This is a genomic window from Paenibacillus algorifonticola (assembly GCF_000971975.1).
GTDB lineage: Bacteria > Bacillota > Bacilli > Paenibacillales > Paenibacillaceae > Pristimantibacillus > Pristimantibacillus algorifonticola.
Genome location: NZ_LAQO01000050.1, coordinates 40,430 through 54,562 on the forward strand (window position 1 = coordinate 40,430; position 14,133 = coordinate 54,562).

General features: G+C 50.9%; 12 protein-coding genes. All 12 read left to right on the forward strand.

Going from position 1 to position 14,133, the window contains the following annotated elements; genetic code table 11:
• Positions 1-258: 258 nt before the first annotated feature.
• Complete coding sequence (locus tag WH37_RS30575) at positions 259-1,884, forward strand: anthranilate synthase component I family protein (RefSeq protein WP_143088719.1); 1,626 nt, start codon at positions 259-261, stop codon at positions 1,882-1,884.
• 14 nt (positions 1,885-1,898) lie between these two features.
• Entirely contained in the window at positions 1,899-2,480 is a 582-nt protein-coding gene (gene pabA, locus WH37_RS30580) for an aminodeoxychorismate/anthranilate synthase component II (RefSeq protein WP_046234446.1), read from the forward strand.
• On the forward strand, positions 2,477-3,433 hold the full coding sequence (locus WH37_RS30585; protein WP_046234447.1) for an aminotransferase class IV: 957 nt from the start codon (positions 2,477-2,479) through the stop codon (positions 3,431-3,433). The genes pabA and WH37_RS30585 overlap by 4 nt, the downstream gene beginning before the upstream one ends.
• A 61-nt stretch (positions 3,434-3,494) precedes the next feature.
• Positions 3,495-4,367, forward strand: coding sequence for a dihydropteroate synthase (gene folP, locus WH37_RS30590; protein ID WP_046234448.1), 873 nt, complete (start codon positions 3,495-3,497; stop codon positions 4,365-4,367).
• Between the two features lie 31 nt (positions 4,368-4,398).
• Positions 4,399-4,785 (forward strand): dihydroneopterin aldolase, encoded by a 387-nt coding sequence (gene folB, locus WH37_RS30595; protein ID WP_046234449.1) that lies wholly within the window; start codon positions 4,399-4,401, stop codon positions 4,783-4,785.
• Positions 4,763-5,314 carry a 2-amino-4-hydroxy-6-hydroxymethyldihydropteridine diphosphokinase gene (folK, locus tag WH37_RS30600; RefSeq protein WP_046234450.1) on the forward strand — a complete coding sequence of 184 codons (552 nt, stop codon included), beginning with the start codon at positions 4,763-4,765 and terminating at the stop codon, positions 5,312-5,314. Before folB ends, folK begins: the two co-directional genes overlap by 23 nt.
• Complete coding sequence (locus WH37_RS30605) at positions 5,266-5,487, forward strand: helix-turn-helix domain-containing protein (protein ID WP_046234451.1); 222 nt, start codon at positions 5,266-5,268, stop codon at positions 5,485-5,487. The genes folK and WH37_RS30605 overlap by 49 nt, the downstream gene beginning before the upstream one ends.
• Positions 5,488-5,617: 130 nt before the next feature.
• Positions 5,618-6,616 (forward strand): tRNA dihydrouridine synthase DusB, encoded by a 999-nt coding sequence (gene dusB / locus WH37_RS30610; protein WP_046234452.1) that lies wholly within the window; start codon positions 5,618-5,620, stop codon positions 6,614-6,616.
• A 679-nt stretch (positions 6,617-7,295) separates the two neighbouring features.
• Positions 7,296-7,772 carry a transcription elongation factor GreA gene (greA, locus tag WH37_RS30615; RefSeq protein ID WP_046234453.1) on the forward strand — a complete coding sequence of 159 codons (477 nt, stop codon included), beginning with the start codon at positions 7,296-7,298 and terminating at the stop codon, positions 7,770-7,772.
• An 86-nt stretch (positions 7,773-7,858) separates the two neighbouring features.
• Complete coding sequence (gene lysS / locus WH37_RS30620) at positions 7,859-9,382, forward strand: lysine--tRNA ligase (protein ID WP_046234454.1); 1,524 nt, start codon at positions 7,859-7,861, stop codon at positions 9,380-9,382.
• A gap of 281 nt (positions 9,383-9,663) precedes the next feature.
• Positions 9,664-13,518: a glycosyltransferase family 39 protein gene (locus WH37_RS30625; protein ID WP_231594441.1), complete on the forward strand. Its 3,855-nt coding sequence runs from the start codon at positions 9,664-9,666 to the stop codon at positions 13,516-13,518.
• 66 nt (positions 13,519-13,584) lie between these two features.
• A complete protein-coding gene (locus WH37_RS30630) occupies positions 13,585-14,001 on the forward strand; it encodes a GtrA family protein (RefSeq protein ID WP_046234455.1) in 417 nt (138 codons plus the stop codon).
• Positions 14,002-14,133: the final 132 nt, after the last annotated feature.

Here is a 14,133-nt window from a genome sequence, read left to right on the forward strand (position 1 = left end):
CTCGAAACGGTAGCTTTGCCGCCAGAGGACGGCTGCAGCCGTTTACGCTTGAAATATAGGAAAGCATATAATTGTTCTATCCTTACTCTATATTTCTCGGACTGAAACGCGCCGGGCCGCCAAAGAATGGCGACAGCCGTTTCACCTTGATGGGCGCAATTGGTCGTGGGAATATGGCGGCATCGCTCTTTCCTTTTGGACGGGTATTCTGTATACTAGGCAAAATAAACATGCTTGTCGATCGGGGGTTGGAAGGTGATGTTCACCGCCTTGGACTATTGGTTAGGGTGGCACGCCGAACGGAAGTATACGACTTTTCCACTGCTGCGGGAGCTGCCGCTTGGGGAAGAAGGCGTCGCTTCATGGGAAGAGGCATGGCGGGATGCATCGCCGTATGCTTTTGTGCTGGAGAGCGGCAAGGGCGGGCGCTATACGTATCTCGGCTTGCACCCGGAAAGCGTTATTCGCGGCAAGGGTCTGGAGGCGGAAGCCCGGACGCTTCGGACGGATGCTGCCGAAGCTGCGCATGCGGCTGATTCAGTTGTGCGCTATCAGGGCAAGCCGCTAGAAGTGGTACGGAGCTGGATGGAGCCTTATTGCGCGCCAAAGCTTGAAGCAGCCGACACGCCGAAATGGACGGGGGGATGCGTCGGATTTTGGAGCTATGACGTCATTCGTTCGATTGAACGGCTGCCGGAGCTGACGGAAGACGATTTGAATTTGCCGGATTATTTATTTCTGCGTTTAAATGAACTGTGGATTGTCGATCATAGCGACAAGAAGCTATATTGCGCTGTGCATACGCTTGTGCCAAGCGATGCGGGTGAAGAGGAGCTGCGGCTGCTTTATGCGCAAGCTTGCTCGCGGACGGGCGAGATGGCCGCCTATTGGGAGCGGCGGTTCGAAAGCGGAGCGAACGGGCAGCGAAGCGAGAATAATGCTGCAAGCGACAGCCACCTGTTGCGGCAAGAGCGTCTGCGGCTCACCGCGGATGATTCGCTTCAGAACAATCTGGATGCGCTGGACGGGATCAGCACGCGTTTTTCGAAGGAAGCCTTTGAGGAGGCTGTTCGGCAAATTCAGCGTTACATTGGGCAAGGCGACGTATTTCAGGTGAATTTATCGGTAAGGCAAAGCCGGTCGCTGGATGCGCAGCCGGAAGAGCTGTACGAGTGGCTTCGTCTAATTAATCCATCTCCTTATATGGGATTTCTGCGCTGCCCTGATTTTCAGCTCGTGTCGGCTTCGCCGGAGCTGCTGGTTGAGCGCCGTGGCGATTTGCTTGCAGCCCGCCCCATTGCCGGAACGCGCAGACGCGGCCGGACAGAAGCGGAAAACGAGCTCATGGCGGAAGAGCTGCGTACGAGCGAGAAGGAGCGCGCCGAGCATATTATGCTGGTCGATCTGGAGCGCAACGATTTGGGGAGGATTTCGGCTTACGGTACGGTGAAAGTGGAAGAGCTGATGGTCATTGAGCAATATTCGCATGTGATGCATTTGGTATCCCAAGTCGAGGGGCGGCTTGCCGAGGGCAAGGATGCTTATGATGTCATTGCGGCGACTTTCCCAGGCGGCACCATAACAGGCGCTCCCAAAATCCGCACGATGGAAATCATTGAAGAGCTGGAGCCTGTAAGGCGCGGTCCTTATACCGGCTCGCTTGGATGGATTGACTATAATGGCGATATGGAATTTAATATTATTATACGAACAATGGTCGTCAAGGACGGCATGGTGCATATTCAGGCCGGAGCGGGCATTGTCATTGATTCCAAGCCAGAGCGCGAATATAAGGAATCACTAAGCAAGGCTAAGGCGCTGTGGAAGGCGATTGAGTATAGTGAACGGTTCAGGCAGGCTGCGCCAAGCGGGCGCAAACAATAGAGGGGGCGCATGCGATGATTCTCGTAATAGATAACTATGATTCGTTTACCTACAACCTGGTGCAATATTTAGGCGAGCTTGGCGAGGACATTGTGGTCAAAAGAAATGATGAGCTGGGGCTGGCGGACATTGAGCAGCTGGCACCTGATCATATTTTGATTTCGCCGGGACCTTGTTCTCCGAACGAGGCGGGCATAAGCCTGTCGCTCATTGAGCATTTTAAAGGAAAAATTCCGATTTTCGGCGTATGCCTTGGCCATCAGGCAATCGGACAAGCGTTTGGCGGCGATGTCATTCGCGCAGAACGTTTGATGCATGGCAAAACATCGCAAATGGTGCATGACGGCAAAACGATTTTTGAAGGCATCCCTTCGCCGTTCACCGCAACCCGTTACCATTCCCTTATCGTGAAAAAAGAGACCCTGCCAGACTGTCTTGAAATCAGCGCAGAAACAGCGGAAGGCGAAATTATGGCCCTTCGCCATAAAGAGTACCCGATTGAAGGGGTGCAATTCCATCCGGAATCAATTATTTCCGAGCATGGGCTGACGCTGCTGCGCAACTTTTTGAAAATTCGTACAGGCGCGCCGCGATGAAGGTTGCGTTGGGCGGCGTTGTCATGGATGCAAGGCAAGCTGTGATCTCAATATACGATCACGGCTTTTTGTACGGTTTGGGTTTGTTCGAGACGTTTCGGACCTATGGCGGCCGCGCTTATTTGCTGGACCGGCATTTGCGGCGGCTCGAAGCGGGCTGTTTGTCGCTGGGCATTCGCTACAAAGCGGATCAAAGCGCGCTTGAGGCGAGCATTGCCGAACTGCTTCATGCGAACGAGCTGAAGGACGGCTATGTCCGGCTGACCGTTACAGCAGGCGATGGCGGACTAGGCCTGCCAACGGGCGATTACGAGCAGCCGCAGGAGTTGATCTTGATGAAGCCGCTACCGCCATATCAGGCTGCGCTTTATGAGCATGGCCGCGAGCTTAGGCTGCTGCACACGAAGCGCAATACGCCTGAAGGCGAGATTCGGCTTAAATCGCTGCATTATATGAATAATATTATAGCGAAGCGTGAGCTTGCCGCGAGCGATGCCTCGCCGGGTGCAGAAGGATTGATGCTGAGCGGTGATGGCCTGCTGACGGAAGGCATCGTCAGCAATCTTTTTTTCGCCCAAGATGGTGTTATTCGGACGCCTGCGGTGGATACAGGCATTTTGCCTGGCATTACGCGAGAGCGCGTTCTGGAACTGGCCCGTGCGGCGGGCTTTCAGGTGGAGGAAGGCCACTACAGCTGGAAACAGCTGCTTGGGGCAGATGAAATATGGCTGACGGGCTCCGTTCAGGAGCTGGTGCCGGTGACGCGGTTATCCGGTACCGACGGCACTCAGGTGCAGGTCGGCAAAGGGACAGGTGCGGGAATCGGCGTGGGCTACGAAACGGCAAGAAATGCAGCCAAGCTTGAACCCGAAGCAGAAGCTGGGACTGTGGCTGGTCCGATCACTCGCCAGCTGTTAATGGCTTACCGCTCCGATACGATGAGAAGCAAGTAAGGCGAGAGCGTCAGCCGACTGCGTATTAAGACTAGTATAGCTAAAGGTGTGAGCGGAGCTTATGAATACAGCAAGAGAGGGCAAGCTTGAATATTACAGCAGGAGCTATGAGCTGGCTGGAGGCAATCGGCTGGAGCTGGGCAAGCGCACGCTGATTATGGGCATTTTGAATGCGACGCCAGATTCCTTCTCCGATGGCGGGAAGTTTAATGAAGCAGAGGCGGCTGCCAGCCGCGCTGTGGAGATGGTGGCAGAGGGCGCTGATATTATCGATATCGGCGGCGAGTCCACGCGTCCAGGCTTTGTGCCGGTCGATGCGGAGGAGGAGCTGCGCCGCGTTATTCCGGTCATTCAAGCTGTCCGCGCCGCGCTGCCGCATATCGCGATATCGATTGATACGTATAAAGCAAAGACAGCGCGCCATGCACTCGAAGCAGGAGCTACGATCATCAATGATATTTGGGGACTCAAATTTGATGCGGATATGGCGGTAGCCGCAGCAGAATACGGCTGTCCGGTTATTTTAACGCATAATCGCACGAATCCCGTCTACCTCGCAGCTGATTTTGTAGAGGATGTTATTGCCGATTTGAAAGAAAGCATCGAAATCGCAACACATGCCGGCGTGAAAGAGGAGCAGATCTGGCTCGATCCTGGCCTTGGCTTTGCCAAAACCTATGAGCAAAATATGGAGCTTCTAGGGCGGCTCGCTGAGCTGCACGCTCTTGGCTATCCTGTGCTGCTGGGCACTTCGCGCAAAAGCTTCATTAGGCAGACGCTGGAGCTGCCACGGGAAGAGCTGGTAGAAGGTACGGCAGCAACGACTGCACTTGGCATTGCCCAAGGCTGCCAAATCGTTAGGGTGCATGATGTCCGCGCGAATAAAAGAACAGCTACTATGTCGGATGCGATTACCTATCCGCGTTATTCATAGATTCAGATATAAGTATAAGGGGCGTAAGCTTATGGATAGAATGCTTGTGAAAGGCATGCAGTTTTACGGTTATCACGGTGTTTTTGCCGAGGAGAACAGGCTGGGGCAAAAATTCGGTGTCGATCTGGAGCTGCTGCTGGATTTGGAGAAGGCGGCAACGATGGATGATTTGGAAGCAACGGTGAATTATGCCGAATTGCATGCGTTAACGAAGAAAATCGTCGAAGGAACGCCGTTTAAATTGATCGAAGCTTTAGCCGGCAGCATTGCAACCCAGTTGCTGGCGGCTTATACTATGATAAATGAAGTAACGGTTCGTGTGACGAAGCCGAACCCGCCGTTCGACATTCATTTTGATGGCGTGACGGTAGAGCTGCGCAGAAAGCGGGATGCCGATGGACGCGTTGTCACCGTTTAATTCGCCCGCATATGCTTATGTGGCTCTAGGTTCAAATGTAGGCGATCGGCAGCAGCTTTTGCTGCAAGCGATCCAGCAGTTAAGCGGCCGCCCAGATATCGAGGTGCTTCGCGTTTCGGGCGTGTATGAGACCGATCCGGTCGGCTATACGGATCAGCCCCCTTTTCTGAATATGGCTATCGCCGTGCGAACTACGCTGTCTCCGCTTGCTTTACTGCACGTTCTGCTGGATACCGAGCAGCAGCTTGGGCGTGTCAGAGATATACGCTGGGGGCCGCGCACTATAGATCTCGATTTGCTGTTGTATGCTGATGTCGTGATGGATGGCGAGGAGCTGACGCTTCCGCATCCGCGAATGATGGAACGTTCTTTCGTGCTCGTTCCGCTTGGTGATGTGATCGAGCAGTCCCATCCGCTTAAGGAACAGGTGGCTGCGGCCGCGGCTTCAGCGCTTCAGGATGGAAAGGAAGGCATCATGTTATGGAAAATCATCAATTGGCACAGCGAGTCCGGGCATTTCGTAAGCTAAAGGGCTACACACAGCAGGAATTAGCAAAAGTACTAGGCGTATCGGTAGCGGTGTTAGGCTCGCTTGAGCGCGGCACCCGCAAAGCGGACGCCAAGTTATTGATCCATATATCGAACACCCTTGGTATTAGCTATGAAGAGTTGACGGATTCGGAATCGAACGGAAGCGTGTAGGCAAGCGTAAACGGCTGCCGCCATCCTCTGGCGGCAAAGCTACCGTTTCGAGGGTGAAATATAAGCCCATTATAAGGGTGTAACTTATAAATGCTTATATTTAAACAAACCAGAAGGAGTGAGGAGAAGCATGCTGAAAATCGGAGACATCGAGATGAAGAACAGGGTTGTGCTTGCACCGATGGCCGGCGTGTGTAATCCAGCTTTCCGTCTAATTGCGAAAGAATTTGGAACAGGTCTTGTATGCGCGGAGATGGTGAGCGACAAGGCGATTTTGCACGGCAATAAGCGGACGATGGAAATGCTGTTTGTAGACGAGCGCGAGAAGCCGCTTAGCTTGCAAATTTTCGGCGGTGACCGTGAATCGTTGGTCGAGGCGGCGAAGGTCGTGGACAAACAAACCAATGCCGATATTATTGATATCAATATGGGCTGCCCGGTACCGAAAGTAACGAAATGCGATGCAGGTGCGCGCTGGCTGCTTGACCCGAACAAAATTTACGAGATGGTTTCTGCCGTAGTAGAAGCTGTTGATAAGCCGGTAACGGTGAAAATGCGTATCGGTTGGGATGACCAGCATATTTATGCAGTTGAAAATGCGCGCGCCGTTGAGCGTGCTGGCGGCAAAGCGGTCAGCGTGCACGGTCGTACGCGCGAGCAGCTGTACTCAGGCGTAGCGAATTGGGACATCATTCGCGATGTGAAGCAAGCGGTGTCGATTCCGGTAATCGGCAACGGGGATGTTTTTTCACCTGAAGATGCCAAACGCTTGCTGGAGCATACGGGCTGCGACGGCGTCATGATTGGACGCGGTGCGCTTGGAAACCCTTGGATGCTGTACCGGACCATTCAGTATTTGACGAATGGCGAGCTGCTGCCCGATCCAATGCCTCGTGAGAAGATGCAGGTCGCTATCCTGCATTTGGATCGTCTCATTGATCTGAAAGGCGAAGCGGTTGCCGTACGGGAAATGCGCAAGCATTTGGCTTGGTATTTGAAAGGCTTGCCGGGCGGTGCGCGCGTCAAGGATGTTATTATGGAAGAAACCGGCCGTGACCGGATGGTAGACATTTTGGATCAATATGTGGTGTCGTTGGAAGAGCAGGGCTTGGCTGCTGCAAGCCTCTAGCTTGCACGAGCGGGCTGTTCAGGAAACGGCTGTGCTAAATCCTCAAGCTTGATTTACAAATGAAATAAACGGGCAGGTTATCTGAGAACGTTCAGAGGCCTGCCTTTTTTTAAAATATAAGATTGTATAGATGCTTCTCATTCTCATGTGCTTGTGACGCGATACGACAAATCATTCGTTATTTTTCCATAGATCGGTTTTTTCGCCTTTATTTTTGGATAATAGATGAGGAGAGCTAGGATGGTTGTTGAGAAAATGGAAAGGTTATGTAAAAAATCTTATATATTTGGAACTTTGTGTTTTTTGTAGACGAGTTAGGGAGGAATGTGCGGTTCTGTAACGAATAAAAAAGAAGGGCCGTTTGGCTGTCCTGCCAACTGGAATAGGGGGCATAGGGCACAGGCGCTTTTACAAGCGGCGTGTTCGATGCAGAATGGCGTACATGTATGGTGGGCAACGCTTTCAAGGAGCCTTATGAGAAAGTCGTTCCAGTCGTTTGGCTTTGATTGACATTCAGGAGAACATTGCATATAATCGTGCAATATAACCTTAATGACTATAGTCAATGCGGCTTATCTGCTCCCTCAGCAGGTCTGAGGCAAGAGGAGCGTAATATATTAATTAACAGTGAATTCATACCTGGTATGAAAATTGGTCACACGACGGGAGAATCGGAAAGATGAGCGATAAAGAGATCATTCTGACTCAGGAAGGTTTGAGAAAGCTTGAGGACGAACTGGAGATGCTGAAATCGGTCAAGCGTCGCGAAGTAGCTGAGCGGATCAAGGTCGCGATTGGCTACGGCGATATTAGCGAAAACTCCGAGTATGAAGATGCTAAGAATGAGCAGGCCTTCATCGAAGGTCGTATCATTACGTTGGAAAAAATGCTCCGCAACGCTCGGATCATCAATAGCGATGAAATCGATACGGACGTGGTCAGCATCGGCTCCACAGTAACCGTAGAAGATCTGGAATTTGGCGATAAAATGGAATATGCGATTGTCGGTTCTGCGGAATCGGACCCGCTTAACAATAAGATTTCCAATGAGAGCCCTGTTGGCAGAGCGATTTTGGGTAAAAAGGAAGGCACGGTCGTTGATGTCAGCGTACCTGCCGGTGTTATACAATATAGAATCGTCGATATTAAAAAATAAGGTTTGCACTGTATCTGATTCAGAAAGCTTCCTTAAAGCGGAAGCTTTTTGAACGTTAAAGCGGTGCCTTAGGAGATGAAATCAAGTTGGAACATCAGAACACCGAGACAGGTCACGTACAAGAACAAGAGCTAAGCGAGCTGCTGCAAATCCGCCGTGACAAGCTGGACGAGCTGAGAGGACTCGGCATTGATCCATTCGGCAGCAAATTCGAGCGTTCGCATAATGCGAAGGACATCGTGTCCGCTTATGAGTCGTTTACGAAGGAAGAGCTGGAGGAGAAAGCCGAACAGGTAAGCATTGCGGGCCGGATTATGCAGAAGCGCGGCATGGGCAAAGCGAGCTTTGCCCACATTCAGGATCTAAGCGGCAAAATTCAAATTTATGCGCGCAAGGATACGGTTGAGGAAAACCAATTCGCAGCGTTCACCCTGCTTGATATCGGCGATATCATCGGCGTGAAGGGAACGGTATTCAAGACGAATACCGGCGAAGTATCGGTAAAAGCGCTGGAAGTGATCGTACTTACGAAATCGCTTCTGCCTTTGCCGGACAAGTTCCATGGACTGAAGGATGTCGAGCTGCGCTACCGCCAGCGTTATGTCGATCTGATTGTGAATCCTGATGTTCAGCAGACGTTTATCTCCCGCTCCCGCATTATCCAATCGATGAGACGTTATCTGGATGGCCAAAACTATCTGGAAGTGGAAACGCCAACGCTGCATACTATTCCCGGCGGCGCCTCTGCGCGTCCTTTCATTACGCATCATAATGCGCTTGATATGCAGCTGTATATGCGTATCGCGATTGAGCTGCATTTGAAACGCCTGATTGTCGGCGGCATGGAGAAGGTTTACGAAATTGGCCGCGTATATCGGAATGAAGGCATGTCGACGCGCCATAACCCAGAGTTTACAATGCTGGAGCTGTACGAGGCTTATGCTGACTACAAGGACATTATGGCATTGACTGAAAACATGATCGCGCATATCGCGCAGGATGTGCTTGGCACAACCAAAATCATGTACCAAGGCCAGGAAGTTGATCTGACGCCGCAATGGCGCCGTATTTCAATGGTTGATCTGGTTAAGGAAATCAAAGGCGTTGATTTCAGCGTTCAAATGACGGATGAAGAAGCGCATGCCATTGCGAAGCAGCATAACGTCAAAGTAGAGCCGCATATGACGTTCGGTCATATTGTGAATGCATTCTTTGAAGAGTTTTGCGAGCATACGCTCATTCAGCCGACCTTCGTTACGGGACATCCGGTTGCGATTTCGCCGCTGGCGAAGAAAAGCCCGGTTGATCCGCGCTTCACCGATCGTTTTGAATTGTTTATCGTGGCGCGCGAGCATGCCAATGCGTTTACAGAGCTGAACGACCCGATCGATCAGCGCGAACGTTTTGAGGCGCAGCTGCTGGAGAAGGAGCAAGGCAATGACGAGGCGCATGAGATGGATGATGATTTCATCCGCGCGCTGGAGTACGGCTTGCCGCCAACGGGCGGACTAGGAATCGGCATCGACCGTCTGGTTATGCTGTTGACCGATGCGCCTTCCATCCGCGATGTGCTGCTGTTCCCGCATATGCGCAATCTGGCAGGCGAATAGCCGATCATATTTTTTCTACTAACCTGTTGAGGCCTGCGGCTTCAGCAGGTTTTTTTCTATAATAGGCTAGGATAGCTGTTTAAGCGTGCTTTAGGCCAGACAATAGACTGATGCCGCCTCCGTCCATTGACCCGTGCCGTATTTTCCTTTAAAGTGAATATGTATTTTCAGACAAAAAAAGCTATCTTGGCGAGGTATTGACTATAGAAATGACTATAGAAATTAGAGGTGAACAGACGTTGCTGAAAGGTTCGATGAGAAGTTTGCGGTTGGTCATATGCATGGTAATGCTCTTATTCAGTTTTTTGCCTTATGGCAGCAAGCAGGTGTTCGCGGAGGAATTTAATCTTATACATAATGCTGGCTTCGAGGATGCGGAGTCCGGCGTACCTTTGTCATGGACCCAGGATGTATGGGAAGCTGGCGAGAGCATCACGCGCTTCACGCTGGAGCAGTCCGATGTTTATTCGGGCACCGGCGCGGCTAAAATTCAAAACTTTCAACCGAACCATGCCAAGTGGATACAGAAGCTGACGGTTAGTCCGGACGCCTATTACCATGTGAGCGGCTGGGTCAAGGTTTCAGATGCGAAAAGCGATGCAACCGGTGCGAATCTGTTTATTATAGGGGTGGGTGATCCATTTCCCCAGTTGACCGATACAGCGGGCGAGTGGAAGCTGATCGAATTCTACGGCCGGACAGGCCCGGAGCAAAAGGAGCTGCAAATGGGCATCAGCCTGGGCGGCTACGGGAGCTTGAACACGGGAACAGCGCTGTTTGATGATTTGAAAATGGAGCAGCTTCCAGCAAAGCCGGAAAACGTCCAAATCATGTCCTTCGAACCATCGAAGCTGACAGGTGGTGGTGGCGGAGCATCGGAAACTGAAAATATGGACCCGAAAAAGATATCCGCTTTTCCCGTATTATCGATATCGGCCTTATTCGGTCTCTTGTTTGTTTTTCTCTATCGGAAAATGCTTCGCACGCAGCCGCTTGGCAAGTCAAGCACCTCCTACCGTGGCTGGCTGATTGCCGCTATGGCGGCTGCTCTTATTTTCCGGCTATGGATTGCCATTAAGGTACCTGGCTACGTCAACGATATTAAAACCTTTATGTTCTGGGCGGATCGCGCCTATCAGAATGGCGTACAGCATTTTTATGAAAAAGGGGTCTTTGCAGACTACCCGCCAGGCTACGTCTACATTTTGTATGTTCTTGCTGCCATCAAGTCATGGTTCAGCATAAATCCGGATACAAGCGGAGCAACGCTGCTGTTCAAGCTCCCGGCCATCGTGGCCGATCTAGTCTCCAGCTGGCTCATTTACCGCTTTGCCAAAACAAAGCTCAATCCAGCAGCAGCGGCAGGCCTTGCCCTGCTCTATGTCTGGAACCCGGCGATCTGGATCAATTCAGCGGGTTGGGGACAGGTGGATTCCTTCTTCACCCTATTCCTCATTATGGCCATTAGCAGCATGGCAGGGGAGCGTCTGGAACGAGGCGGTATCTGGTTCGCGCTTGCTGTACTCATTAAACCGCAGGCTTTGATTTTCGCCCCGGTTGTATTGCTCGCTTACTGGCATAAACGGGATTGGAAACGTGCCTTGCTAAGCGTCGCTTATGGCGTGATCGCTTTTCTAGTATTTGCTGCTCCGTTCTTCTTGAACAATGGCGGTTTGATGGGCGTTATTGAGCTTTACAAAGCGACGCTGTCCTCCTATCCGTACGCAACGCTGAATGCGTTCAACCTATATGCGCTTACGGGAGGGAACTGGGCACCACTGGAGAGCAGCTGGCTTGCACTGACCTATAAAACATGGGGCAACATTGCCATTGTATTAGCTGTTATAGCCGCACTATGGTTCTCCTTCAAGGGCAAGCCAAAGCGCAATCTTGGCAGCTCATATTTTATTGCGGTCATTCTCATCACAATTGTCTTTCTGTTTGCAACGAAAATGCATGAACGTTACCTGTTCCCGGTCATTTTGCTGTATGTTTTCGCCTATATCGAGTCTCAGGATCGGCGGCTGCTCCATCTCCTGATGGGATTCAGTGTCACGCATTTCATTAATGTTGGCTACGTGCTTGCATTTAGCGAGGCAGGCCAGCATACGGTGACCGACGGCATTGTCATTTTGTGCTCGATTACGAATTTATGCTTGTTCGCGTATTTGCTGTATGTCGGTTATTCTCTCTATGTAAAAAATGATCAAAAACCAGTTCCTCCACTAACGCAGGAAGAACTGCGTGAAGCAGACCGACAGGCAATGAAGGAGCTGGAGCTGCAGAGCATCCCTAAGGGCAAGGGACTGCAATCATCTTCCCCAGACAAAGGCAGCAATAAGCTCACTCGCAAGGACTGGTGGTGGATGGGCGGTATTACCCTTGTCTATGCGATTGTGGCGCTGCTTAATTTGGGCTCGTTTAACAGCCTTAATACAGGCTGGAAGCCGCAGCAGAATGGCCAGAGCTTTTATGTTGATTTTGGCCAGACGCAGCAGCTGGAGCGGGTTAATATGTTCGGAGGCGTGGGGTCCGGCAAGCTCAAGCTGGAGTTTGGGAATTCTCCGGATGCCTGGAGCGGCGGCGTAGATGTGGAACTGAAAATCGGCGATGATCTAAAATGGCTCGTACAGCCGCTTAACGTGAGCGCGAGATATGCCAAGGTTACAGTCGCTTCAACTGGCTTTTCACTGCAGGAAATGGCCTTTTATCCGAATGGAAGCGATCAGCCGCTTTCTATTGGAGATATTGTTTATATCGGCTCTAATGCGGCAGCGACCGATGACCCGCGTTTTGGTCCGGTCGAGCATCTGTTTGATGAGCAAAGCTCGGCTGCTTACAAGTCGACTTATTGGAACGGCTCATACTTCGATGAGATTTATCATGCACGTACCGCATACGAGTTTCTTGAGGATTTGCCGGTATATGAAAATACACATCCGCCACTAGGCAAAATACTCATCGCCATCGGTATCAAGCTGTTCGGGCTCAGCCCATTCGGCTGGCGGATCATTGGAACGCTGTTCGGCATTGCGATGATTCCGCTCATGTATATATTCGTGCTGCGGCTGTTCCGCTACCGCACGGTTTATGCAGCAGCTGGCGCGATTTTGCTGGCGGCCGATTTCATGCATTTCACACAGACGCGCATTGCAACGATCGATGTGTACGCTGTATTTTTCATTATGCTGATGTTTTACTTCATGTACCGTTACTATAGAATGAACTTCTATTTAGTAGCGTTAAGGAAGACACTCGTTCCGCTTTCGCTTGCAGGGGGCGTATTCGGCATCGGTGCAGCATCCAAATGGATCGTCATTTACGGCGGGGCAGGGCTTGCCATTATGCTGGGCCTATCTTTGTTCGAGCGGTACAAGCAGTATGCAGCTTCCAAGCGTGCGCTTGCATCTGGAACGGTGAATGCCGAGCTGAGGGAAACGTATAAGCGTGTCATTCAAGCTTTCCCGCGCAATACGCTATTGACGCTCGCGAGCTGTTTGGTTACGTATATCGCCATTCCGGCTGTCATTTACAGCCTGTCCTTTATGCCGGTGCTGAACGCAGGCGATGGCAAATATACATTTGAAGGCCTTGTAAGTCAGCAGGAGCATATGTATTCTTATCACAGCGAGCTGGTTGCTACGCATCCTTATTCCTCGCAGTGGTGGGAATGGCCGTTTATGAAGCGCCCGGTGTGGTATTACAGCGGCAAGGATTTGGAGAATGCTAATGAAGTGTCGTCAATTTCCGCTTTCGGCAATCCGCTTATTTGGTGGACGGGGCTGTTCGCGGTAATAGGTGCTTTCTATATAAGCATTAAGCGCAAGGATAAACGCATGTATATCGTCTGGATAGCGTATCTGTCGCAATACTTGCCATGGATGCTGGTGCCGAGGCTTACGTTTATTTATCATTATTTTGCGATGGTGCCGTTCATGATCATGGCAATTCTCTATATGTTCCAGACGGCAGAGGAAAAAAATCCGAAGTGGAGAAAATATCTAGGCCTCTACGTCGCGGCAGCAGTTGTGCTGTTCATTATGTTTTATCCCGTATTATCCGGGTTGCCTTTCAGCAAGACATATGTGGCTCATATTTTGCGCTGGTTCCCAAGCTGGGTGCTCTACAGCGGCTAGTGTGCTAGGAAGATGAGTTATGCAAACATTTGAGCGAAGAAGATAGGAAGACAAAGGAGCGGCAACATGTCCCAGGGTACAATGAGGCAAACAATCAGGCAGTTTATAATGTTTAATATGATAGGGCTCGTAAATACGGCTGTCGATTTTATGGTGTTTAGCCTCTTGGTATGGCTGGGCGTGTACTTCGTTGGCGCACAGGTGATTTCTTATGGAGCAGGTATTGTGAACAGCTACGTTATGAATTCTTGGCTGACGTTTGGCAAAGGGCCGGAGCAGCGAAGAGAACGCAAGTTTGATAAAGCACAGGCGATAAGGTTCACTATTTTGAGCTGTACGGTTCTTGGCCTGTCGTTGCCCCTATTGTATTTCGTATCTGAAAAGATGCTTGTTAACGAGTGGCTAGCGAAGCTGCTCGTTACAGGGGTGACGACAGTGCTCAATTTTATCGGCAGCAAGAAGTGGGTTTTCCGCGGCAAATAAGGCTTTGTAACGTCCGGAAAAGGCTATGTAATGCGGGTTTAATAGAAGGAAAAAGTTTTTTTGAAAAAACACTTGCAATCCTGTAGGCACCCGTGATATATTATATGAGTCGCCGCTGAGACATACGGCAGA